Source organism: Methylobacterium sp. JK268 (assembly GCF_054052225.1).
In genome coordinates this window covers 76,258-97,540 of record NZ_JBSVZN010000011.1, presented here as the reverse complement: position 1 = coordinate 97,540, position 21,283 = coordinate 76,258, and the positions used below count along the sequence as shown (strand labels likewise).

General features: G+C 72.9%; 24 protein-coding genes. 13 read left to right on the top strand and 11 right to left on the bottom strand.

From position 1 onward, the window contains the following. The first annotated feature begins 162 nt into the window (after positions 1-162). The 3 genes from ACW9J6_RS13940 to tam all read left to right on the top strand — a co-directional run bounded on the left by ACW9J6_RS13940 (position 163) and on the right by tam (position 1,813). The gene (locus ACW9J6_RS13940; protein ID WP_457117077.1) at positions 163-576 is read left to right on the top strand and encodes a DUF1236 domain-containing protein; all 414 of its coding nucleotides are present in this window, start codon (positions 163-165) and stop codon (positions 574-576) included. Positions 577-677: 101 nt separating this feature from the next. Next, entirely contained in the window at positions 678-962 is a 285-nt protein-coding gene (locus tag ACW9J6_RS13935; protein WP_457117076.1) for a hypothetical protein, read from the top strand. A gap of 74 nt (positions 963-1,036) precedes the next feature. Next, on the top strand, positions 1,037-1,813 hold the full coding sequence (tam, locus tag ACW9J6_RS13930; RefSeq protein ID WP_457117075.1) for a trans-aconitate 2-methyltransferase: 777 nt from the start codon (positions 1,037-1,039) through the stop codon (positions 1,811-1,813). Positions 1,814-1,826: 13 nt separating this feature from the next. On the opposite strand, the gene ACW9J6_RS13925 is transcribed toward tam, so the two are convergent. Beyond that, positions 1,827-2,096 carry a hypothetical protein gene (locus ACW9J6_RS13925; RefSeq protein WP_457117074.1) on the bottom strand — a complete coding sequence of 90 codons (270 nt, stop codon included), beginning with the start codon at positions 2,094-2,096 and terminating at the stop codon, positions 1,827-1,829. 230 nt (positions 2,097-2,326) lie between these two features. Here ACW9J6_RS13925 and ACW9J6_RS13920 point away from each other — a divergent pair, with 230 nt between their 5' ends. Beyond that, entirely contained in the window at positions 2,327-2,908 is a 582-nt protein-coding gene (locus tag ACW9J6_RS13920) for a hypothetical protein (protein WP_457117073.1), read from the top strand. A gap of 21 nt (positions 2,909-2,929) precedes the next feature. On the opposite strand, the gene ACW9J6_RS13915 is transcribed toward ACW9J6_RS13920, so the two are convergent. The 4 genes from ACW9J6_RS13915 to ACW9J6_RS13900 all read right to left on the bottom strand — a co-directional run bounded on the left by ACW9J6_RS13915 (position 2,930) and on the right by ACW9J6_RS13900 (position 5,750). After that, a complete protein-coding gene (locus ACW9J6_RS13915; RefSeq protein WP_457117072.1) occupies positions 2,930-3,778 on the bottom strand; it encodes an LptA/OstA family protein in 849 nt (282 codons plus the stop codon). Beyond that, positions 3,775-4,509, bottom strand: coding sequence for an LPS export ABC transporter periplasmic protein LptC (gene lptC / locus ACW9J6_RS13910; protein ID WP_457117198.1), 735 nt, complete (start codon positions 4,507-4,509; stop codon positions 3,775-3,777). The genes ACW9J6_RS13915 and lptC overlap by 4 nt, the downstream gene beginning before the upstream one ends. Before the next feature lie 122 nt (positions 4,510-4,631). Further along, positions 4,632-5,246 carry a ribonuclease D gene (locus ACW9J6_RS13905; protein WP_457117071.1) on the bottom strand — a complete coding sequence of 205 codons (615 nt, stop codon included), beginning with the start codon at positions 5,244-5,246 and terminating at the stop codon, positions 4,632-4,634. Between the two features lie 87 nt (positions 5,247-5,333). Continuing rightward, positions 5,334-5,750 carry a ComEA family DNA-binding protein gene (locus ACW9J6_RS13900; RefSeq protein ID WP_457117070.1) on the bottom strand — a complete coding sequence of 139 codons (417 nt, stop codon included), beginning with the start codon at positions 5,748-5,750 and terminating at the stop codon, positions 5,334-5,336. Between the two features lie 230 nt (positions 5,751-5,980). Between ACW9J6_RS13900 and rpmF the strand changes: the two genes are divergently transcribed. Continuing rightward, positions 5,981-6,166, top strand: a complete 186-nt coding sequence (rpmF, locus tag ACW9J6_RS13895; protein WP_012334986.1) for a 50S ribosomal protein L32 — start codon at positions 5,981-5,983, stop codon at positions 6,164-6,166. A 55-nt stretch (positions 6,167-6,221) separates the two neighbouring features. On the opposite strand, the gene ACW9J6_RS13890 is transcribed toward rpmF, so the two are convergent. Beyond that, positions 6,222-6,425, bottom strand: coding sequence for a hypothetical protein (locus tag ACW9J6_RS13890; protein WP_457117069.1), 204 nt, complete (start codon positions 6,423-6,425; stop codon positions 6,222-6,224). Positions 6,426-6,523: 98 nt separating this feature from the next. Further along, positions 6,524-7,123 carry a polyhydroxyalkanoate synthesis repressor PhaR gene (gene phaR / locus ACW9J6_RS13885; protein ID WP_457117068.1) on the bottom strand — a complete coding sequence of 200 codons (600 nt, stop codon included), beginning with the start codon at positions 7,121-7,123 and terminating at the stop codon, positions 6,524-6,526. A gap of 259 nt (positions 7,124-7,382) precedes the next feature. Between phaR and ACW9J6_RS13880 the strand changes: the two genes are divergently transcribed. The 4 genes from ACW9J6_RS13880 (at position 7,383) to ACW9J6_RS13865 (ending at position 11,180) form a co-directional block, all read left to right on the top strand. Then, the gene (locus tag ACW9J6_RS13880) at positions 7,383-8,564 is read left to right on the top strand and encodes an acetyl-CoA C-acetyltransferase (protein ID WP_457117067.1); all 1,182 of its coding nucleotides are present in this window, start codon (positions 7,383-7,385) and stop codon (positions 8,562-8,564) included. Between the two features lie 172 nt (positions 8,565-8,736). After that, on the top strand, positions 8,737-9,465 hold the full coding sequence (gene phbB, locus ACW9J6_RS13875; protein ID WP_457117066.1) for an acetoacetyl-CoA reductase: 729 nt from the start codon (positions 8,737-8,739) through the stop codon (positions 9,463-9,465). A gap of 198 nt (positions 9,466-9,663) precedes the next feature. After that, positions 9,664-10,437 carry a ferredoxin--NADP reductase gene (locus ACW9J6_RS13870; RefSeq protein ID WP_457117065.1) on the top strand — a complete coding sequence of 258 codons (774 nt, stop codon included), beginning with the start codon at positions 9,664-9,666 and terminating at the stop codon, positions 10,435-10,437. A 17-nt stretch (positions 10,438-10,454) separates the two neighbouring features. Further along, positions 10,455-11,180, top strand: coding sequence for an aspartate/glutamate racemase family protein (locus ACW9J6_RS13865; RefSeq protein ID WP_457117064.1), 726 nt, complete (start codon positions 10,455-10,457; stop codon positions 11,178-11,180). A gap of 363 nt (positions 11,181-11,543) precedes the next feature. Here ACW9J6_RS13865 and ACW9J6_RS13860 read toward each other — a convergent pair whose 3' ends face one another. The 3 genes from ACW9J6_RS13860 to ACW9J6_RS13850 all read right to left on the bottom strand — a co-directional run bounded on the left by ACW9J6_RS13860 (position 11,544) and on the right by ACW9J6_RS13850 (position 14,386). Then, complete coding sequence (locus ACW9J6_RS13860; RefSeq protein WP_457117063.1) at positions 11,544-11,969, bottom strand: hypothetical protein; 426 nt, start codon at positions 11,967-11,969, stop codon at positions 11,544-11,546. Positions 11,970-12,038: 69 nt separating this feature from the next. Further along, the gene (locus ACW9J6_RS13855; protein WP_457117062.1) at positions 12,039-13,535 is read right to left on the bottom strand and encodes a M48 family metalloprotease; all 1,497 of its coding nucleotides are present in this window, start codon (positions 13,533-13,535) and stop codon (positions 12,039-12,041) included. Between the two features lie 5 nt (positions 13,536-13,540). Continuing rightward, positions 13,541-14,386, bottom strand: a complete 846-nt coding sequence (locus tag ACW9J6_RS13850; RefSeq protein WP_457117061.1) for a DNA-binding protein — start codon at positions 14,384-14,386, stop codon at positions 13,541-13,543. A 485-nt stretch (positions 14,387-14,871) separates the two neighbouring features. Here ACW9J6_RS13850 and ACW9J6_RS13845 point away from each other — a divergent pair, with 485 nt between their 5' ends. From ACW9J6_RS13845 to ACW9J6_RS13830, 4 genes are all read left to right on the top strand, one after another. Then, positions 14,872-15,321, top strand: coding sequence for a helix-turn-helix domain-containing protein (locus ACW9J6_RS13845; protein WP_457117060.1), 450 nt, complete (start codon positions 14,872-14,874; stop codon positions 15,319-15,321). 93 nt (positions 15,322-15,414) lie between these two features. Next, positions 15,415-16,593, top strand: coding sequence for a methionine adenosyltransferase (metK, locus tag ACW9J6_RS13840; RefSeq protein WP_457117059.1), 1,179 nt, complete (start codon positions 15,415-15,417; stop codon positions 16,591-16,593). 88 nt (positions 16,594-16,681) lie between these two features. Next, complete coding sequence (trmB, locus tag ACW9J6_RS13835; RefSeq protein WP_457117058.1) at positions 16,682-17,383, top strand: tRNA (guanine(46)-N(7))-methyltransferase TrmB; 702 nt, start codon at positions 16,682-16,684, stop codon at positions 17,381-17,383. Positions 17,384-17,833: 450 nt separating this feature from the next. Continuing rightward, positions 17,834-19,654: a PAS domain-containing protein gene (locus tag ACW9J6_RS13830; RefSeq protein WP_457117057.1), complete on the top strand. Its 1,821-nt coding sequence runs from the start codon at positions 17,834-17,836 to the stop codon at positions 19,652-19,654. Positions 19,655-19,714: 60 nt separating this feature from the next. On the opposite strand, the gene ACW9J6_RS13825 is transcribed toward ACW9J6_RS13830, so the two are convergent. Continuing rightward, a complete protein-coding gene (locus ACW9J6_RS13825) occupies positions 19,715-21,235 on the bottom strand; it encodes a carbohydrate porin (RefSeq protein WP_457117056.1) in 1,521 nt (506 codons plus the stop codon). Positions 21,236-21,283 lie beyond the last annotated feature (48 nt).

The following is a 21,283-nucleotide window of genomic DNA, read 5'->3' as shown; positions in this document are numbered from 1 at the left end:
ACCGGCAGATGTCTGATCTGCAACGATGAATCGCGTCACGGCGCAGATTTTCGGCACTCCGGCGCAGATTTCGGCTGAACCGTTTCGCGGCTCGCGGCGTTACTCCCGCCGAACGCCGCCCCGCTCGACCGGGGTCGACGGGACGAAGACGGAGAGTGATTCATGAAGACCAAGACGCTTCTCGCCGCGGCCGCCCTGGCCTTCACGCTGCCGATGGCCGCCCAGGCGCAGGGCCTGGTGCGCGGCGCCCAGCGCGGCGCCGAGGAGGGTACGGACGCGGCCGGTCCGATCGGCGGGATCGTCGGCGGCGCGGTCGGCGCGGCCACCGGCGCGGTGGGCGGCCTGCTCGGCGTCGACGAGCGTCCCCGCTTCCGCCAGTACGTCACGGGCCGCCACGTGCGCTCTTACGACTACAGCGGCGACGTCGGCGTCGGCACGGTGCTGCCCTCCGACGGCGTGACCTATTACGAGGTCCCCTCCGAGTACGGCGTGCGCGGCCGTCGCTACACCGTGGTCAACGACCGCGTCGTGCTGGTCGAGCCGGGCAGCCGCCGCGTCGTCCAGATCCTCGACTAAATCCTGCTCCGCGCCGCCCCCGGGCGGCGCCTCGCGCCCCGGTCCGCCCCCCGGCGGGCCGGGGCTTCGTCGTTCCGGTGCCGCCGCGAGGGAGGACGATCATGGCCGAGACCGACGCCGACCGGCCCGAGCCGGCTTCCGAGGGCGAGGAGCGCCCCTCGCTGCCGCCGCCGGTGCGCGATCACCTCGCCCTGCAATTGCGGGCGGCCTACAACCGGCAATCCGCCAAGCCGGATTACCTCGGCGACCCCGCGCTGCCGCCGCACCTCGCCCCGCCGCTCCGCCGCCTGGAGCGGCGCCTGACGGCGCAGGATGCGGGGACCGAGGCGGTCGCGGCGGCCCTGGCGGCGATCGCGGATCCGCCGCCGGAGCCGGATGCCGCCTGACCGGGGCGTTTCGCGCGATCTCGCGGTGGCCGCCCGGCGCGAATCCGGGCAAGCTTCCGACAGGGAGGCGGGCCATGGCGGATTGGAACGCGGCGCAGTACCTGAAATTCGCGGATGAGCGGACCCGGCCGGCCGCCGATCTCCTCGCCCGCGTCCCGCTGAAGGACGCCGCCCGGGCGGTCGATCTCGGCTGCGGCCCCGGCAACAGCACCGAACTGCTCTGCGCGCGGTTCCCGGCGGCGCAGGTGACCGGGCTCGATTCCTCGTCGGACATGCTGGCGGCGGCGCGCGCGCGCCTCCCCGCCGTGACCTTCCTCCAGGGCGACGTCGCGCAGTTCAGCCCCGCCGAGCCGCCGGACCTGCTCTTCGCCAACGCCGTCCTTCAATGGCTGCCGGACCATGCGGGCCTGCTGCCGCGCCTCGCCCGACTCCTCGCCCCAGGCGGCTGCCTCGCCGTGCAGATGCCCGACAACCTGGAGGAGCCGTCCCACCGGCTGATGCGCGAGGTCGCCGCCGAACCGGACTTCGCCGGGCCCCTCGCCGAGGCCGCCGGCGCGCGCGCGCGGCTCGGCTCGGCGCGCGACTACGATGCCTGGCTCTCGGCCGCGGGCTGCCGGGTCGAGATCTGGCGCACCACCTACTACCATCCCCTGGCGGGCCACCGGGGCATCGTCGAGTGGGTGCGCAGCACCGGCCTGCGCCCCTTCCTCGATCCCCTCGACGCCGCCGGACAGGCCGCCTTCCTCTCCCGCTACGAGGAGGCCCTGGCCCGGGCCTATCCGCCGCAGGCCGACGGGCGGGTGCTGCTGCCCTTCCCGCGCCTGTTCCTGGTGGCGCGGCGCGTGCGCTGACGGCGCCGGACCCTCAGTACGGGCTGCCGTAATAGGGACCCGGAACGGGGCGGTAGCGGTGCCCGACCGGGCGGCCGTAGGGAGGATAGGCCCGGATGTAGGGGTCGAGCCGGGGATCGCGGTAGTTCCCGTTGTTGATTCCCGCCGAGCGGTCGTTGCCGCTCAGCGCGGCGTAGGGCGAGAGACCGCTGCCGGAATCGCTGTTGCCCCGCGCCAGGGCGGGCCCGGCGAGCCCGACCAGGAGGGCGGCGGCGAGGGCATTGCGGGACGTGGCCGTGAGCACGGGACCCCTCCTCTGGAGATCGGCGGTGTCGACAACGGGTGGCTCGCTCCTTCGTTTCAGCGTCCCGTCGTCGCAATTATGAGTTGGCTATCCCGGCGGGCCGGATCGCGGGGATTCGCGTGGACCGCACCTCTGTTGACCCAGCGGAATGTCGTGCGATCATCCCGGCCGGGGCGGATCTCCGCCGCAGCGCGGTCGGGGGTCGGGCGATGGGGGGACGGGTGATCCGGATGATCGCCGCGGCTTGGGCCGCAGCCAGTCTCGGGGCCGGACCGGCCGCCGCCCTGGTGATCGAGGTGCAGGATGGGACCATGGTGCTGCGCGGGCCGATCGTGCCGGGCGACGGCGCGGCCTTCGCCCGGGCTCTCGCCGAGCCGGAAGCGCGGGGCGTGCGGGCGGTGTCCCTCGACAGCGGCGGCGGCAAGGTCCTGGAGGGCATCGCGATCGGCCGGGCCGTCCGCCGCGCCGGGCTCGCGACCATGGTCGACGCGGCCGCGGCGCGCTGCGACAGCGCCTGCACGCTGATCTTCGTCGGCGGCGTGCGGCGGTACTACGTGCACGGCGAGACGGTGTTCGAGGGATTGTCCGGCCGCACCGGGCTCGGCTTCCACACCGCCCACCGGCCCGGCACGCGCGTCGAGGGCAGCACGCTCAGCGAGCGCGGCAGCGACATCATGCGCCGCTTCTACGACGAGATGGGTGTGCCCCGCGCGGCGGATCTCGTCGCCCGGGCGGCCTTCAATACGCTCTACCGCCCGTCCGGCACGACGGCGCTGCAGCTCGGCATCGCCACGAGCCTGCAGGCGCCCTGACGCGAAAGCCCCCCGGCCCGCTCAGTTCGCCTGCGCGCGGGGCTTCGGCGCCGGCTTGCCGGCCTGGGCCGGGGGCTGCTGGCAGCCCGCCTGCTTGCCCGTTTTGGACTCGTCCTTGCCGCCGGGCACGAACATCGCCGAGACCCGGCCGCCGGAGGTCGGGTCCATGTTCGCCCGCCCGGTAGTCATGTCGTAGACGAGCCGGTTGCCGCGGGTCACGTTCTGGCACTGGCTCAGCACGACGTTGCCGGTGAGGATCACCCGGTTCGCGGCCTTGTCGAACACGGCGTGGTTCCCGGTCGCCACCTGGTCCTTGTTCACTACCGTGACCGGCCCCGCGCATTCCACCTGCCGGATCGCGCCGCTGTCGGTGGGGTCGACCGGCGGGGCGTCGGCCGGCTTGACCGCGGCGTCCCGGGCCTGGGGCACCCGGGGTCCGGCCGTTTTCCCGTCACCCGACCGGGTCGGCTCGGTCTTGGCCTGGAGGGTCTTGCCCGGCTCGGCTTTGGCCGGCTCGATCTTGGCCGCTTCGATCTTCGCCGGTTCGACCTTGGCCGCTTCCGGCTTGGTCTCGCTGCCCTTGGGCTCGTCCTTGGCCGCCTTGTCGTGGTTGCGCTGGTAGTAGACCGTCATGGTGGAGCAGCGGATGGTGCTTTCCCCCTGCACCGCCACCACGTTGCCGGCGAAGATCGCCTTGTTCTCGCGGTCGAACACGTCGAGGCGGTCGGCGTCGATCTTGATCGGCTCCTTGCCGGAACTGCCGAAGGCGCCGAAGCCGGATCCGCGCTCCTTCTTGGGCGTCTCGGCCGAGGCGGCGGCCGGGGCGGCGAGGATCAGGAGGGCCGCGAGGGCGGCGAGGCGGCGGGTCACGGCTGGTCGTCCTTCACTTCGGCCGAGGAGGTGCGCAGCGTCGGCGCGTCCGCGCCGCCGGTCACGCCGCCGTCGAACACCGCCCGGACCCGCCCCACGAAGGAGATCGTCCGGCCGTTGTCGATCACGTCGAGCGTGTCGGCGTTGATCGTGCCGTTCGGCAGCGTCACCGCCACCGGCTCCCGGGACGACAGGGTCCCGGCCTTGAAGTTCACCTGGGCGGAGGAGAGGCGCGCCTCCTGGCCCTTGTCGGTCCACATGCGGATGTTGCGCGTGAGGTCGAGCGATTCGCGCTGCGTGTCGAACACGCCCGTCCGGGCCTCGATGTGCGAGCGGCCCCCCGACTCGTCGGCCTGCATGTGGCCCACCATGTCCTGCAGCTCGATCACGGTCGGGTGCCGCACGTCCTGCAGCGCCGCCGTCGCCGTCACCACGTACGGGCGGCCGTCCTTGCCGCGATAGCCGGTGAGGCGGGGATGCTCCATCGTCACCTTCGAGCCCGAGACGCTGACCGCACCGAGGCTCACGGTGACGCCGAGCGCCCCGAAGGGATCGAGCCAGGTCACGGCCGCGACCGCCAGCACCGCGGCGGCGGAGCCGACCGGGATCGCCCGGCGCAGGAAGCGCACCCGGGCGCTGTGCGCCTGGGCCCGTCGATGCGCGCGCAGGCGCAGCGGATTGATGCCGGCGGGATTCGGGCCGGTGGGAGTCGGGCCGATGACGGCTTCCATCACGGGAGGGACCACGGGCGACGGCGCTCCGGCTGGGATCCCGGCTCTCCGGCACGGGCGAACTGCCCCGCCATGCACGCTCCGGGTGTCGAAGTTGTGGCCGCCGCGCGGGCGGCGCGCCCTCAGCTATGGGCCAGGATGTCGACCTCGGCCCAGCCGAGGAGATCGAGCCGCGCCCGGGTCGGCAGGAAGGCGAAGCAGGCCTCGGCCATGGCCGTCCGCTCCTCGCGGGCCAGCATCGCGTCGAGCTTGGTGCGCAGGGCGTGCAGGTGCAGCACGTCGGACGCCGCGTACTCGACCTGCGCCGGGCTGAGGGTCTCGGCCCCCCAGTCGGAGGATTGCTGCTGCTTCGACAGCTCGACCCCGAGCAGCTCCCGCACGAGATCCTTCAGCCCGTGCCGGTCCGTGTAGGTGCGCGCGAGGCGCGAGGCGACCTTGGTGCAGTAGATCGGCCCCGGCATGACGCCGAGCCGGTGATACAGCACCGCGAGGTCGAATCGCGCGAAGTGGAAGATCTTGGTGACCGCCGGGTCGGCGAGGACGCGCTTGAGCACGACCGGTTCCGGCCCGGCCTTCGGGATCTGCACGAGGTCGGCCTCGCCGTCGCCGCGGGAGATCTGCACCACGCAGAGTCGGTCGCGGTGCGGCTGCAGGCCGAGGGTCTCGGTGTCGACCGCGATGGCCGGGCCCGGCGCGTAATCGTCGGGCAGGTCGCCGCGGTGCAGGCGGTGGGACATGGGGCGTCGGATCCGGGTCGGGGCGCCGCCTCCGCGGCGGCTCCCCGGCGCCTAACACCCCGCCCCGGGCGCGGCAAGCGCGGGCGATCAGCTCTTCTGACGCGCGATGATCTTGTCCTTGATGCCCTCGTAGGCGTTCTTCGGGATGATCTTGCGGGCCAGGAGGTCGTCCTTGCCGCGATAGGGGCGGTTCTTGATGATCGCCTCGGCGCGGGCCGGGCCGATGCCCGGAAGCCCGTCGAGTTCCTCCTTGGTGGCGCTGTTGATGTCCAGGAGGACGGATTTCGCCGCCGGTGCCGCGCTCGGCGCCGTGGTCGCCGCCGGCGCCGCGGCCGGCTTGGCCGCGGGGGCCGGTGCGGGCGCCGGCTTCGCGGCCGGGGCAGTGGGCGCGGGCTTGGTGGCCGGCGTGGTGGCAGGCGTCTGGGCCAGGGCGGGGAGCCCCGTGCCGAGGAGAGCCGCCACCGCGAGGGCGCGGCCGAGGCGGGGGAAGCGGATCTGCGTCATGGGAAGAAGGACCTCCGAGGGTCGCTCACGCCGGTCAGCACCGGCCCCTGCATCAGGCCCGGCGGCGCTTGAACCCGCGCTTAACATGGCCAAGCTGACGCCAGAAATCGACCGGACGGGCTAGCCAGGCGCGAATCTCCTCTGTATAAGCCGCGCTCCGATGAGTTCTCAGGGTGCGCGGCGGCTCCGCCCGGGGCAGCCCGCGCCTGTTTTGTTGCAAGAGACGTGTCATGGCCGTTCCGAAGCGAAAGACCTCCCCGTCGCGGCGCGGCATGCGCCGCTCCGCCGACGCCCTCAAGGCCCCGACCTATGTCGAGGACAAGGATTCGGGCGAGCTGCGCCGCCCGCACCACATCGACCTGAAGACCGGGATGTATCGCGGTCGTCAGGTGCTGAAGGTCAAGACCGAGGCGTGAGGCGCGGCGCCCCGCACGGGGCGCCCCGAATCCCGCGCGGCGCCCGTCGGGCGCGTCAGGACCCCTCCCCGGCCCGGGCGAGGGGTTTTTGCGTGGCGCCGACGCGCGCGCCGGCCGCGTAGCGCTCCGACGCCTCGCGGGTGCGGCGCTGCCGGGACGGGCGCAGCGCCCCGGCCGGCCCGTCGATCAGCTGCACCAGGAACGAGGCCAGGGGCCGGGCGGGCACAGCCCGCGCCGGCTCGGGCGGAGCGGTCGCCACCAGCGCTCGCGAGTCCGCCCCATTCGCCGTCTCACATTCGGACAAGGTCCGCCTCCTACCGCGCCGCCGGACCGGTGACGCGCAAGGCGCGGGCCGGTTCATTTCTTGGCGAGGGCCTCAAGCCGGGTCTGCATCTCCAGCATCTGGCGGCGCAGGTCGTCGAGCTCGCCGCGCGAGGCGGCCGGCGGGGCCGGCGGTGCGGGCTCGGTGGGCTTCTCGGGGACGGCGGCGCCCTGCGTGAAGGGGGTGAACATCCGCATGGCCTCGCTGAAGAAGGTCATGTTGGCACGCACCTGCTCCTCCATGGCGTGCTGGAACGCGCTCGCCCCGAAGGTCTGGGACATCTTCTCGCGCAGGCCGTCCTGCTCGCGCGTCAGATGGTCCATCGAGAATTCCAGGTAGCTCGGCACCATCGCCCGCATGCTGTCGCCGTAGAAGCGGATGAGCTGGCGCAGGAAGGCGACCGGAAGCAGATTCTCGGCGCCCGCCTTGTTTTCCTGCTCGAAGATGATCTGCGTCAGCACCGAGCGTGTGATGTCCTCGCCCGACTTCGCGTCGTAGACCACGAAATCCTCGCCCGCCTGCACCATGGCGGCGAGATCTTCCAGGGTCACGTAGGTCGACGTGCCGGTGTGATAGAGCCGCCGGTTGGCGTACTTCTTGATGACGGTGGGAGTCGACTTGCCGCTGTCCGCCATCTCGACGGGCTCTCCTCTGGGACACGCGCGGAGCGTGGCGATCCGCCCGTTCCGGACCGGCCGATCGGGCGTCTTTCCGGCTGAGACCTTAAGGGGTTCCTGTGCTGGCGAAAATAGCAATCTGCGCGGCGTCCACGCAAACAATGCCTTCACAGGCGCGCAAGCCCCCCGCGCCCGCGTCTTGACTTCGGGGAGGTGACGGCGTTCATCGGCATTAAACGCGCTCCGAGGCGCGGACGATGAACAGGTGGAGGTGCGCATGGCAGAGAAGCAGGACATCGTGATCGTCGGCGCGGCGCGCACGCCGGTGGGCTCCTTCAACGGCGCCCTCGCCAGCCTGCCGGCCCACGAGCTCGGGGCGATCGCGATCAAGGCCGCGCTCGAGCGCGCCAAGGTCTCGCCGGAGGACGTGGACGAGGTGATCTTCGGCCAGGTGCTCACCGCGGGCGCCGGCCAGAACCCGGCCCGCCAAGCCGCCATGGCCGCCGGCATCCCGCAGGAGGCGACCGCCTGGGGCCTCAACCAGCTCTGCGGCTCGGGGCTGCGCACGGTGGCGGTCGGCATGCAGCAGATCGCCAACGGCGACGCCGACATCATCGTGGCGGGCGGCCAGGAATCGATGTCGATGGCCCCCCACGCCCAGCACCTGCGCGGCGGCCAGAAGATGGGCGACCTCGCCCTGGTCGACACGATGCTGAAGGACGGCCTCATGGACGCCTTCAACGGCTACCACATGGGCAACACCGCCGAGAACATCGCCCAGCGCTGGCAGCTGACCCGCGAGGAGCAGGACGCCTTCGCGACCCGCTCGCAGAACAAGGCCGAGGCCGCCAAGAAGGGCGGGCGCTTCAAGGACGAGATCGTCCCGGTCACGATCAAGACCCGCAAGGGCGACGTGGTCGTCGACCAGGACGAGTACATCCGCGACGGCGCGACGCTCGAGGCGATGGCCAAGCTCCGTCCGGCCTTCTCGAAGGAGGGCACGGTCACGGCCGGCAACGCCTCGGGCATCAACGACGGGGCCGCCGCGATCGTGCTGATGTCGGCTGCCGAGGCCGAGAAGCGCGGCCTCAAGCCCCTCGCCCGCATCGCCTCGTGGGCGACCGCCGGCGTCGACCCGAAGATCATGGGCACCGGGCCGATCCCGGCCTCCCGCAAGGCCCTGGAGAAGGCCGGCTGGAAGCCCCAGGACGTCGACCTGATCGAGGCCAACGAGGCCTTCGCGGCCCAGGCGCTCGCGGTGAACAAGGAACTCGGCTTCGACGATTCCAAGGTCAACGTGAACGGCGGCGCCATCGCGATCGGCCACCCGATCGGCGCCTCGGGCGCGCGCGTCCTCGTCACCCTGCTCCACGAGATGCAGAAGCGCGACGCCAAGAAGGGGCTCGCCACCCTGTGCATCGGCGGCGGCATGGGCGTCGCCCTCTGCGTGGAACGCTGACGGCCGCCGCGCATTGCCTGGGGCGGGGCCGCGCGGCCCCGCTTCGGAAGGGGGGTCAAAGTCAAGACCCCGTTCCGGCAGACCAAGAACCAAGATGAAACGGGCGGACGGGCCCTTCTCCACCGGCCCGACGACCTCTAGGGAAGAACACGCATCCGCAGGGAGAGGGAGCATGGCAGAACGCGTCGCACTGGTCACGGGCGGGACGCGCGGCATCGGCGCTGCGATCTCGAAGGGGCTGAAGGACGCCGGCTACAAGGTGGCGGCGAATTACGGCGGCAACGACGAGGCCGCCAACGCCTTCAAGGCCGAGACCGGCATCCCGGTCTTCAAGTTCGACGTCGGCGATCCGGCCGCCTGCGAGGCGGGCATCCGGGCCGCGGAGGCCGAGGTCGGCCCGATCGACGTCCTGGTGAACAATGCCGGCATCACCCGCGACGGCATGTTCCACCGCATGACCTTCGAGCAGTGGCAGGCGGTGATCCGCACCAACCTCGACTCGATGTTCACCTGCACCCGGCCGCTGATCGACGGCATGCGGGCGCGGGGCTTCGGCCGCATCATCCTGATCTCGTCCATCAACGGCCAGAAGGGCCAGATGGGCCAGACCAACTACTCGGCCGCCAAGGCCGGCGTGATCGGCTTCGCCAAGGCGCTCGCCCAGGAGAACGCCAACAAGGGCATCACCGTGAACGTGATCGCCCCGGGCTACATCGCCACCGAGATGGTCAAGGCGGTGCCCGAGGAGGTGCTCAAGTCCAAGATCCTGCCGCTGATCCCGGTCGGCCGCCTCGGCGAGGCCGAGGAGATCGCCCGCGCGGTGGAGTTCCTGGCGAGCGACCAGGCCGGCTTCGTCACCGGCTCGACCCTGACCATCAACGGCGGCCAGTACTTCGCCTGACCGGCGCGCCGCCCGCCCCGTCTCCGGGGCGGGCGGGTGCGGCGGCGCACCGCCTTTCGGGAGCGATTCCAACAAGCAGCCTTCTGTCGCGGCGCCTTGAGCACCGCGCAGACCCGGTCCGTTGCCAGGCACCTTGACGGGTCTGCCGCAGGTGCGAGAAGACGCGGCCAAACGGTTGATGATCCAGGAATCCGCCCGATGAGCAACTTCAACGAGGAGCGTGTGCTGTCCGTCCATCACTGGACCGACACGCTCTTCAGCTTCCGCACGACCCGCGACCCGTCGTTCCGCTTCCGCAACGGCGAGTTCACGATGATCGGGCTGAAGCAGGAGGGCAAGCCGCTGCTGCGCGCCTACAGCGTGGTCTCGGCCAATTACGAGGACGAGCTGGAGTTCTTCTCCATCAAGGTCCAGAACGGGCCGCTCACCTCGAAGCTGCAGCACCTCAAGGTGGGCGACCCGATCATCGTCAGCCGCAAGGCGACCGGCACCCTGGTGCTCGACAACCTGATGCCCGGCCGGCACCTCTACCTGCTCGGCACCGGCACCGGGCTGGCGCCGTTCCTGTCGATCATCAAGGATCCGGAGACCTACGAGCGCTTCGAGAAGGTCGTGCTCGTCCACGGCTGCCGGCAGGTGCAGGAACTCGCCTACGGCGAGACGATCACCGAGACGCTGCCGAACCACGAGCTGATCGGCGAGATGGTCCGCGACCAGCTGATCTACTACCCGACGGTGACGCGCGAGCCGTTCCGCAACCGCGGCCGCATCACCGACCTCATCACCTCCGGCAAGCTGTTTCAGGATGTCGGCCTGCCGCCCATGGCGATCGAGAGCGACCGCTTCATGCTCTGCGGCAGCCCGGACATGATCCGCGACACCCGCGACCTGCTCTCGGGCGCCGGCTACGTCGAGGGCAACCACGGCGAGGCCGGCCACTACGTGATCGAGAAGGCCTTCGTGGAGAAGTAGCGGGAGCCGCCGGGGCCATGCGCCTCCTCCTGATCAACCCCAACACGACGGCGTCGGTGACGGACCTCGCCGCCGAGGCCGTGCGCCGGCTCGCGCCGGAGGTGGAGGTGGTGGCCGCGACCGGCCGCTTCGGCGGGCGCTACGTGGCGACCCGCGCCACCTACGCCATCGCGGCGCACGCGGCCCTGGACGCGCTCGCGGAGCACGGCGGATCCTGCGACGCGGTCTACCTCGCCTGCTTCGGGGATCCGGGCCTCCTGGCCCTCAAGGAGGTCTCGCCCGTCCCGGTGGTGGGCATGGCGGAGGGGGCGCTTCACCTCGCCTGCACGCGGGGCCGGCGGGTCGGGATCGTCACCGGCGGGGTGGCCTGGGGGCCGATGCTGTGGGACTTCGCGGCCGCGCTCGGCCTCGCGGAGCGGATCGCCGGCATCCGCACCGTCGCGCCGACCGGGGGCGAGATCGCCCGCGACCCGGACGCGGCCCTGGCGCGCCTCGCCGCGTCCTGCCGGGCCTGCGCGGAGGATGACGGGGCCGACGTGGTGGTGCTGGGCGGCGCCGCGCTCGCCGGGCTCGCCGCCCGGATCCAGCCGGAGGTGCCGGTGCCGGTGCTGTGCTCCGTCGAGGCCGGCGCCCGCATGGCGCTCGCCGCCGCGGGGCTGCGCGGCGACCGCGCCCCGCCGCCCGCGAGCGAGAGCGTGGGCCTGAGCCAGGCGCTGGCGGCGCTGCTGGCGAACCCGCGCTGAGGGGGTTGGCGCCCCCCCTTCCCCGCAAAGTCACGGCTGTCAGGGTAAAATTCGAGGCACTGCTCCCCTCTCCCGAGTGGGAGAGGGGCCGGGGGATCGAAGATCCCGCGTGAGGGTGGCTCGGGTTCAGATTGGAACTGAACCGTCGAGCTGCCAGCGGCGCTGTCCAGGCATCTTGCTGAAGCGTCCGTCCCTCACCCCTACCCCTCTCCCACTCGGGAGAGGGGATCCTCCGCCTGCTGAACTGGTGTCGTTTGTTGTTGGATGGGTGCTTCCCGGGGACCAAAGCGCGTTCTTGCGGGCCTTGGATTTTCTCCGGACAGCCATGCCGCAGAGGGGGGAGGGTTCCGGCTGCGCGCCGCCCTACTGCACGATCTTCGGCCCATTGCCCTCCTGCGGCGCCCCCTCCGGGGCCGCGGCGTCCCCCGGCAGCAGCACGCCCTTCGCGACATTGCCCTCGGGCCCGTACTCGGTGGCGACGATCCGGCAGGCATTGTCCCGGTTCGCCATCATCTGGTTCGACATCAGCGTGAAGATCGCCTGGACCTGCGCCCCGAAGGGGCCGCGGGGCGGGCGCACGTCGTCGAGCGTCACCTTGAACTGCCCGAGCAGGGTCTCGAAGGGCGCGACGCCGATCCGGTAGCCGCAGACATTGGCCGCCGCGAAGACGTAGGCGGCGGTCTCCAGCGCCCGCGGCGGCGGAGCGTTGCGGATCGGCTGGGCGGCGGCGCTGCCGCCGAGGGCGGCACCGGCGAGGACGAGGCCGGCGGGCGCGAGACGGGTCTTCATCGAGGGGGGATCCTCCGGGTCGGGGCTCTCCCGGCCCCGCTCGACCCCGAGATAGGGCAGATCCGCCCCCTACTCCACGGCCAGCTTGTAGGGCTGGCCCGGGCGCAGGGCCGCACCCCGCTCCAGCCCGTTCAGCACCAGGAACTGGTCGAGGGCGCGGTCGCCCGTCGCCATGCGGTGCGAGAGCCCCTCGGCGGTGTCGCCCTGACCCGCCGACACGATCTGGATCCGGGCCGGGTGCAGGCGCCGGGCATCCTCCGGGCTCACCGCCGCCAGGCTGGCGAGCCAGCGTTCGAAGGGGGCCTGCGGGTCGCTCGCGCCCTTGGCGGCCATGATCATCCGGAAGGTGTTGGTCCCGACCCGCACCGCCGCGAGGCGGAAGAACCAGTCCTTGCCCTTCGAGGCGGCCGTCACGGCCGGGAAGCCGTTGATCATCCGGGTCTCGACGCTGCCGGCCTCGATCGCGTCGGTCCAGGTGGCGCGCAGCACCTCCTCCAGGCCTTGGCCCGCATTGGTCTCGACCGCGTCGAAGAGCAGGCGCCGCCCGCCCTCGGGCGTGGTGCCGAGCACGGCCCGGGCGGTGTTCTCCAGGGCGAAGCCGTCCGGAGCCTCGAACGTCACCCCGAGGCGCGGGTGGATGAAGCGGCGGCCGCGCACCAGCCCGTCGCCCGGATTGTCGCCGTAGGCGATGCCGTCGATCGCCGCGAGATAGAGGGCGCGATCCTCCGACCCGAGCCCCGGCGCCCCGATCCGGCGGGCCGCCTGGGTCACCTGCGTGATGCGCTCGGGGGTGCTCGGATGGGTGGCGAGCAGGTCGGGCTCGCTCGGGATGCCGCTGCCGGCGCGCAGGGCCGTCGCCCGGTTGAGGCTGGTCAGGAACCGCGCCGCGCCGAACGGGTCGTAGCCCGCCCGCGCCAGCGTGCGCACGCCGGTCTGGTCGGCCTCGAATTCCTGGCTGCGCGAGAACTTGGCGAGCACGAAGCGCGACTGGTCCTGCAGCAGGGCCCCGGTCGCCGGGTCCTTGAGGACGTCTGCCACCACCTTGCTCACGAGCTCGGAGCGCAGCGCCATCTCGGTGCGGGCGTTGGCGTGGCGCAGCGTGACGTGGGCGATTTCGTGCGCCAGCACGGCGGCGAGTTCGGAGGAATCGTTGGCCAGAGCCAGGAGCCCGCGCGTCACGTAGAGCCGGCCGGTCGGCAGCGCGAAGGCGTTCACCACGGGCGAATCGAGCAGCGTGACCGCGTAGGTCTCGTCCGGGCGCTCGGTCGCCCGCACCAGCCGGTCGGTGACGTCGCTCACGAGGCGCAGGGCGGCCGGCGCCCGGTACTCGCCGCCGAAGGAGGCGACGAGCTTGGCGTGGTCCGCGTCGCTGCCGCCGCGCTCGCGCCCGCCGGTGGCGCGCGGCGCCTCCGGCGGCACCGTCACGGCGACGGGCGTCAGCGTGCCGGTCTGGTCGCCCGCGCAGGCGCCGACGGCCAGCACCACGAGCGCCGCCGCCCACCGCCCCGCCCGCGGGCCGCCCGATCCGTTGCGCGTGGATCCGTTGCGCGTGAAGAGCCCGTCCATTCCGATCAGCGCCGCTGCGCCCGCTCCTCATCCAGCATCTCGATCGTCTCGGCGGCGCTCAGGTCCAGGGTCGGCCCGCGCCACGAGTCGAGCACACCGCGCGCCCGGACGCGTCGTCCCCGAAGCGCGGCCGCGTTCAAACCACGTTCGAGCAGGGTCCGCCAAGTGCGTTTCGACACGGTGATGGTCAGACCTTCCTCTCCGAAACGGGCGAAGTTGAGGTAGGTGCGGGTTTTGCGCTCGCCCACGTTGCGTATCCGGCCCTCGACGATCACGAAGTGTCCAACCCGCGCCTTCAGGACCTCGACCTCCTCCGCCCGCACCACCGCCGCCTCGGCCCAGAGGCCGCGCCGCTGCGAGCGGGCCGCGGCCTCGACGGCGAGGAGCCCCGGGCGGCACAGCCTATCCGATTCGCCCGCATCGACCAGGGCGAGGCCCGCCGCCAGCAGCCCGCCCGCGAGGTCGACCGGCTCCTCCGACGCCTCGCCCTCCGCGGAACCCTCCGCGCGGCCCTCGGCCACCGCGTCGAGCACCACCCGCTCCCAGCGGTCCGCCAGCCGCTCCTCCCGGGTCGCGAGGGGGCGCCCGCGCAGGGCCTCCAGCCACGCGCGCGCCGCCGCCGCCCGCGCCGGATCCTCCGGCAGCCGCACGCCGTCGAGGCGCGCCCGCCGCCCCGAAGCGAGGAGGAGGTCGCCCTCCGGGGCGATCCCGGCGAGGCGGTCGGTCCCGTCGACCCGGCCCGGGCAGGTCTCGGCCGAGGCCGGTGCGGCGAGCGCCGCGAGGAGGAGGATCCGGAGCGCGACGGCACCCCGTCGTCCCGGTTGGCGGCCGCCCGTCGAGATGCTATGCACGCCCCGTGGGTCTCCGTAGCTCAGCTGGACAGAGCACAGGTTTCCTAAACCGGGAATTGGGCGTCGCGCCGGGAAACCGCGCGGCGGATCCGCTCAAAGTCGGGGAAAGCGTCGATCCCGCATCACGCCGATCCCGAGCCAAGCCCGGCCGCGAGGCCGGGAAGGTGTAGAGACTAGACGGGCGGCACCTAAGGGCCTCGCGCCTACGGTGAAGGGATAGTCCAGACCACGAACGCCGGGAGGCGGCGGCGAAAGCCGAAGTGGGATGAAACCTGGGGTCGCAGGTTCGAGCCCTGCCGGGGACGCCACACCTCTCCCCATGGGTCCGGAGACGCATCGGCCCGCCGCCGCGCCCCTTCGCGGCCGGTCCGGCCGCCGCGTCCGTTCGCCCGGTCGCCGGGCATTCATCGAAAATCAACCATCGGGGATCAACAATTGCCCATCCCCAGCGACGGCGCCCCCGCGCGCCCCTTCGGCGAGCCACCATGGCCGGCAAACCCGCGGACGCGCGCGACGCGCATATCGGCCGGCGCCTGGAGCAGCTGCGGCTCGCGGCCAAGCTCTCGCGGGAGGCCGTCGCCGACCGCATCGCCATCTCGGACACGCAGGTCGGCAAGTACGAGCGCGGCTTGAACCGGATGAGCGCCGCCGACCTCCACGCCGTCGCGCGCCTGTTCGATGTCCCGATCGAGTACTTCTTCGAAGGAATGCCGCGGGACGAGGAAGGGGGGCCCGGCCTGCGCGACCGGCCGCAGGCGTCCCTCTCCGGCACCGGAACCTACGCGGATTTCGCGGGCGCGGTCGCCCGCGCCGCCGACGCGCACCTCCCCGCCGACGAGCGGCGCCGCCTGGCCGCCGTGGTCAAGGCCCTCGACCGTGCCCTCGACAGAGCAGCACCGTTCGATATAGAGAACGTCTCCGGTTCTTCGGGTTGACCTCCGGTTTGCCGGCTGCCACAACCGCCCTCGATCGAGGTGACGGGCAGACGATCGGACGGATGCGCCCGGCCTGACAGGGGGTACGCAGCGATGGCACGTTCCGATTATCTGTTCACCAGCGAGTCGGTCTCCGAGGGCCACCCGGACAAGGTCTGCGACCGCATCTCCGACACTGTCGTGGACGCCTACCTGGCCGAGATGCCGGAGGCCCGGCTCGGCGTCGAGACGCTCGCCACCACGAACCGGATCGTCATCGCGGGCGAGGTGCGCGGCCCCGATTCCGTGACCTTCGCGCGCCTGGAGGAGCTGACCCGCGCCGCCGTGCGGGACATCGGCTACGAGCAGGACGGGTTCCACTGGAAGAACGCGGACGTCGCCATCCACCTGCACGCCCAGTCCGCCGACATCGCCCAGGGCGTCGACGCCTCCGGCAACAAGGACGAGGGCGCGGGCGACCAGGGCATCATGTTCGGCTACGCGACCGACGAGACGCCCGCCCTGATGCCGGCGCCGATCTACTACGCCCACAAGATCCTCAAGGACCTCGCGGAGGCCCGCAAGGCCCGGCAGGGCGCGGCCGCGGTGCTCGGGCCGGACGCCAAGAGCCAGGTCACGGTGCGCTACGAGGGCGGCCGCCCGGTCGAGGCGACCCAGATCGTGCTCTCGACCCAGCACCTCGACGAGAGCCTCGACTCGCCCGCCGTGCGCGCCATCGTCGAGCCCTATATCCGCGCGGCGCTTCCGGGCGGCTGGGTCACCGACCGGACCGTCTGGCACGTGAACCCCACCGGCAAGTTCGTGATCGGCGGACCGGACGGCGATTGCGGCCTCACCGGGCGCAAGATCATCGTCGACACCTATGGCGGCGCGGCGCCCCATGGCGGCGGCGCCTTCTCGGGCAAGGACCCGACCAAGGTCGACCGCTCGGCCGCCTACGCGGCGCGCTACCTCGCCAAGAACGTGGTGGCGGCGGGCTTGTCCCGGCGCGCCACGATCCAGCTCGCCTACGCCATCGGCGTCGCCAAGCCCCTGTCGATCTACGTCGACCTGCACGGCACCGGCGAGGTCGACGAGGCGAAGCTGGAGCGGGTGCTCGGCGAGATCCTCGACCTGTCGCCCCGCGGCATCCGCACGCATCTGAGCCTCAACAAGCCGATCTACGCCCGCACCTCGGCCTACGGCCATTTCGGCCGCGAGCCCGACGCGGACGGCGGCTTCTCCTGGGAGAAGACCGACCTCGTGCCGGCCCTCAAGTCGGCCCTGGCCTGACCGGCGCCCGCGGTGCTACGGGGCGCCCTCGCCCCGCGGCGCCGGGCCTCCGGGGCCGCGGGGCTCCCGCGCGCTGCACCGGACCACGATGACCGACGACGACACCGACGCGGCCCCCGAGCGGGGCCGTGCCTTCTACGGCCGCCGCAAGGGCAAGCGCCTGCGCGCCGGCCAGGAGGAGCGCATCGCCGCCCTCCTGCCGCGGCTGCGCCTGCCCGCGGAGGGGCCGATCGACCCCACCGGCCTGTTTCCCCGTCCGGTCGAGGCCCTGTGGCTGGAGATCGGCTTCGGCGGCGGCGAGCACCTCGCGGCCCAGGCCCGCGCCCATCCGGAGGTCGGCCTGATCGGCTGCGAGCCCTTCGTGAACGGGGTCGCCAAGCTGCTGCGGGCCGTCGACGACGACGGGCTCGACGCGGTGCGCCTCTGGGACCGCGACGCGATGGAGCTGCTGCCCCGCCTGCCGGCCGCGAGCGTCGCCCGGGTGTTCCTGCTCTACCCCGATCCCTGGCCCAAGCGCCGCCAGCGCAAGCGCCGCTTCGTCTCGGACGAGAGCCTCGCCGAGATCGCCCGCGTCCTGAGGCCCGGCGGGCTGTTCCGCTTCGCGAGCGACATCGACGACTACGCGGGCTGGACGCTGGTGCGGGCCGCCCGCCAGCCCGCCCTGTCCTGGACGGCGGAGCGCGCCGACGACTGGCGCCGGCCCTGGCCCGACTGGCCGGGCACCCGCTACGAGGCGAAGGCGCTGGCCCAGGGCCGGCGGCCCACCTACCTCACCTTCCGGCGCGCCTGACCGGGCGGCGCAGTGCAGCTCACGAAACTCCCGCCGCGCTGGAGGCGCCACGGCGAACGACGACGGTGATCGGGAGTGTTGGCAGAGACACTCGCCCGGTCTCCGGGCGGTGGCGGCGCGAGGCCGAAACCGGCCTCGCTCAGGTCCGCCCCCGCCTGCGCCGCGCCACCTTCTGCCCGTTCTGCCTTTGGTGATAGGCTGCGGCCGCGAAGACCGAGAGAGCCTTGTCGCTGAGTGTCTTGTCGCTGAGTGTCATGGCGGTCATCATCCTGCGCGCCTCACGGCCCTCCGGGCCGGGGCGCCGGGGAAGGGGAAGCGGGGAGACCGGCCGGGGCGCGGGCGAGCCGGACGCGGTGTCGCGACGCGCGAGACCTTCTCCCGTTCTGGCCGGCGCTCCGGCCGGCCCGAGCGGCCGGCGGGGAACCGGCCCGGAGACCAGCGGGGCGCGTCTTGGACCACAGGCCTGATCACGAGACCGTCCGGCGGGAGGATGCGCCGGATCCGGGGAACGAGGACGCCGCGCTCCTGCGCCTCGCCTTCGAGGCGGCGCCCGTCGGCATCGTCTGCCTCGCCGGACCCGGCGACCGGCCCGGGCCGGGGGACCGCATCCTCGCGGTGAACGCGCGGCTCTGCGCCCTCCTGTCGGCCGCCCCCGCCGACCTCGTCGGACTGCACCTCGGCGACCTCCTGGATCCCGACGGCATCCCGCCCGATCCCGTGTCGGGCGCGGCGATCGAGCAGTGCTGGCGGCGTCCGGATGGCGGCACCGTCTGGGTCACGGTGCGGGCCGGCCCGCCGCGCCCGGGCGCGGAGGGCCAGCGGCGGGTGCTGATCGTCGAGCCCGCCGAGGATCACGGGGCCGCCGCCCGCGCCGAGCAGACCCGCCTCGCCCTCTCCTCGGCGGGGCTGGGGGACTGGAACTGGAGCCGCGCGGGCGGGCGCATCACCCTCTCGGAGCGCGCGGCCGAGATCCTGGGCCTGCCGCCGGGCCCCTCCACCACCTGGGAGGACCTCCAGCTCCGGCTGCACCGGGACGATTTGGAGCGGGCGCGCGCCGCCGTGCAGGAGGCCGCGCCCCTCGGCCGGGCCTACGCGATCGACGTGCGCTACCGCCGGCCGGCGGACGACCAGGAGGTCTGGATCTCGGCCCGGGGCCGCGCGCAGCTCGCCCCGGACGGGAGCGTGACCGGGATGATCGGCGTCGTGCAGGACGTCACCGCCCGCGAGGAGGCGCGGCGCGCCCTCCACGACCGCGAGCAGCGGCTGCGGGTCGCCACCTCGGTGGCGGCCCTCGGCATCTTCGAGTGGCACGTCCTCGACGACCAGGCGCTCTGGGAGAACGAGCGCATGTGGGAGATCTTCGGCCGCCGGCCCCGGGACGGCACGATCAGCATGACGGAGTTCTTCCGCACCGTGATGCACCCGGAGGACCGGGGACCGTTCCGGGCGGCGGTGGCCGCGGCCCTGCGGGGCGAGGGCGTGCTCCACGCCGCCGGCCGCATCCGCCGGGCGAGCGACGGGGCGTGGCGCACCATCGAGATGGCCGGGCGCTTCGAGCGCGACAACCCGGGCGGCCTGCCCCGCCGCCTGATCGGCGTCGTGGCCGACATCACCGACCGGCGCGTCGCCGAGGAGCGCCAGACCCTGCTCATCCGGGAACTCCATCACCGGGTGAAGAACACGCTCGCCACCGTGCAGGCGATCGTCGGCTCGACCGCCCGCACGGCGTCGAGCATCGAGAGCTTCTACGAGGCCTTCGTCGGGCGGATCATGTCCCTCGCCCACACCCACTCGGTCCTGACCGAGGACGTCTGGCAGACCGCCTCGCTCCGCGGCCTCCTGGAGAACGAACTCAGGCCCTACGCGGACGGCGCCATGACCCCGCAGGAGGAGGGACGGATCACCCTCGACGGACCCGCCGTCGACCTCGCCTCCGAGATCGCGGTGCCGATCGGCATGGCGATCCACGAGCTCACCACCAACGCGGCGAAGTACGGCGCGCTCTCGGGCCGCGGCGGACGGGTGCAGGTCTCCTGGAGCCTGGAGGAGGAGGACCGGCCGATCCTGCGCTTCGAGTGGCGGGAATCCGGCGGGCCGCGGGTGGTGCCGCCGACCCGCCAGGGCTTCGGCTCGCGCCTGCTGCAGCGGGTGCTCTCGACCCAGGTCCAGGCCAGCGTCGCGATCGACTACGCGCCGGAGGGCCTGCGCCTGACCATGCTGGCCCCCCTGCCCACGCGCAACATCGCCCTCAATCCCCTGGCGGCGCTGTAGGGCGGGGTCCGTGTTCTCGTCGCGAAGACCGGACGAGCTGCATCGCCGTCTCGGCCCCCTTCAGTAGCGCACCGTCGCCCGCAGGCCGAACACCGCGGCGTTCCTGATCCGGCTTCCGTCGGGGTCGCGCGGGTTGGGGATCCCGCCGCCCGGCTTGAAGACGTACTGCACGCTCGGCTGCAGGGCGAGACCGGGGCCGAGCACCAGCTGGTAGGTCGCCTCGACCGCCGCCTCGACGCTGCGCCGCGGGCGCGGCATGCCGAAGAACGCCGCCGCGGCGTCGAGGCGGCGCGCCTCGGGCGAGATCCGGGCGAGGCCAAAGGCGAGGCCGATCGTGTCGTCCGAGCGGCCCTCGAGCAGGCCCCGGTACGCGATGCCGGTATCGACGTAGAGGTCGACGAGGTTGCGGTCCGGGGGCGACCAGGAGGCCCGCAGGAAGACGGCGGCGCCGTCGTTGGGGTCGTCCGGCTCCTGGTAGATGGTCTGGTCGATGAGGCCGTAGACCCCGCTGTCCCCCCGCAGCCGGCGCCCGACGCCGGTGCTCGCCGGGTCCGCCAGGAACAGACCGCCCGCGTCGCGGGCGAGCGCGTTGAAGCGCCCGAAATGGTACCAGCCGCCGAGCGTCACCGTGCCGGGCCTGACCGTCGCCCCCGGCTCGATGCCGTAGGCGTAGGCCGCCTCCGCGATGACGAGCGCCGGGTCGGAGAGCGGGAAGCGCAAGTCGTTGGGGTTGCGCTTCTGCGGCTCGGGCTGGCGGCCGAACCGGTCGGGCCCGCCCGGATCCCCGTCGTAGAGGCCGGCCTGGAGGGAGAAGTTCTGGTTCGGCACCAGCTTCAGCCGCGCGCCGGGCGACCCGAACGGATAGGCCGGGCCGCCGCCCGGCAAGTCGGCGGCGAGGCCGGTCGGCCAGCCGAAGGTCCCATTGGCGAAGAGCAGCCCGGTCTGGCTGACCATGTACTCGGTGTCGGTGGCGAGCTGCCCGACGCGCAGGGCCACGAGGCCGTCGAAGAGGCTCTGCTCGAACCAGTACTCCGCCAGGCGGGAGGAGGTCAGGGCCTCGATGTCGCTGACCGCCAGGAGGTTGCCGACGTAGGAGCGCGAGGCGCCGCGCCCGTTCACCTGGTAGAAGGTGGTGTGGAGCTTGGCCCCGGTCCAGCCCGCGAGCCCGTCGAGGTCGACATCGATGTCGATGTCGAGGAGCCCGAGCGTCGCGGTGCCCCGGCGCATCCCGCCCCGGGCCGTCCGCACGGCCTCCGCGGTGTAGATCACCCCGAAGGTGATGCCGCGATCCTGCAGGAAGGCCCGGAACCCGCCCGGGTCGCCCGCCGGGCCGAGGCGGTCCTGGATCGAGGTCGTGACGTCCGCCGAGCGCCGCGCCGAGAAGACCGGCTGGGCGACCGAGGTCTGGGGATCGTTGCCCGCGCCGACGCGCGAACCGATCGCGAGGCCTTCCCGGGCGATCCGCTCGGCCTCGCCGGGCGCTTCCGGCGCCGGCTGCGCCGCGGCGGTCCCGGCGCCCAGCGCCAGCAGGAGCGCGGCCGTGCGAGCGGGCCGCGCTATCGCCCGGACCCTCCGCCCCATCCCCCCAGAGTCCTCCGCCCCGCTCGCCCTCCTTCTGCCCCCTCGCCC

Coding starts and splice junctions, on each gene's coding strand:
- ACW9J6_RS13920 (WP_457117073.1), top strand. CDS start 2,327: ATGATCGCCGCGGCTTGGGCCGCAGCCAGTCTCGGGGCCGGACCGGCC.
- phaR (WP_457117068.1), bottom strand. CDS start 7,123: ATGGCGGACAGCGGCAAGTCGACTCCCACCGTCATCAAGAAGTACGCC.
- ACW9J6_RS13865 (WP_457117064.1), top strand. CDS start 10,455: ATGCGCCTCCTCCTGATCAACCCCAACACGACGGCGTCGGTGACGGAC.
- ACW9J6_RS13825 (WP_457117056.1), bottom strand. CDS start 21,235: ATGGGGCGGAGGGTCCGGGCGATAGCGCGGCCCGCTCGCACGGCCGCG.
- ACW9J6_RS13880 (WP_457117067.1), top strand. CDS start 7,383: ATGGCAGAGAAGCAGGACATCGTGATCGTCGGCGCGGCGCGCACGCCG.
- tam (WP_457117075.1), top strand. CDS start 1,037: ATGGCGGATTGGAACGCGGCGCAGTACCTGAAATTCGCGGATGAGCGG.
- ACW9J6_RS13905 (WP_457117071.1), bottom strand. CDS start 5,246: ATGTCCCACCGCCTGCACCGCGGCGACCTGCCCGACGATTACGCGCCG.
- ACW9J6_RS13900 (WP_457117070.1), bottom strand. CDS start 5,750: ATGACGCAGATCCGCTTCCCCCGCCTCGGCCGCGCCCTCGCGGTGGCG.
- ACW9J6_RS13870 (WP_457117065.1), top strand. CDS start 9,664: ATGAGCAACTTCAACGAGGAGCGTGTGCTGTCCGTCCATCACTGGACC.
- ACW9J6_RS13935 (WP_457117076.1), top strand. CDS start 678: ATGGCCGAGACCGACGCCGACCGGCCCGAGCCGGCTTCCGAGGGCGAG.
- ACW9J6_RS13940 (WP_457117077.1), top strand. CDS start 163: ATGAAGACCAAGACGCTTCTCGCCGCGGCCGCCCTGGCCTTCACGCTG.
- trmB (WP_457117058.1), top strand. CDS start 16,682: ATGACCGACGACGACACCGACGCGGCCCCCGAGCGGGGCCGTGCCTTC.
- rpmF (WP_012334986.1), top strand. CDS start 5,981: ATGGCCGTTCCGAAGCGAAAGACCTCCCCGTCGCGGCGCGGCATGCGC.
- ACW9J6_RS13845 (WP_457117060.1), top strand. CDS start 14,872: ATGGCCGGCAAACCCGCGGACGCGCGCGACGCGCATATCGGCCGGCGC.
- ACW9J6_RS13860 (WP_457117063.1), bottom strand. CDS start 11,969: ATGAAGACCCGTCTCGCGCCCGCCGGCCTCGTCCTCGCCGGTGCCGCC.
- phbB (WP_457117066.1), top strand. CDS start 8,737: ATGGCAGAACGCGTCGCACTGGTCACGGGCGGGACGCGCGGCATCGGC.
- lptC (WP_457117198.1), bottom strand. CDS start 4,509: ATGGAAGCCGTCATCGGCCCGACTCCCACCGGCCCGAATCCCGCCGGC.
- metK (WP_457117059.1), top strand. CDS start 15,415: ATGGCACGTTCCGATTATCTGTTCACCAGCGAGTCGGTCTCCGAGGGC.
- ACW9J6_RS13855 (WP_457117062.1), bottom strand. CDS start 13,535: ATGGACGGGCTCTTCACGCGCAACGGATCCACGCGCAACGGATCGGGC.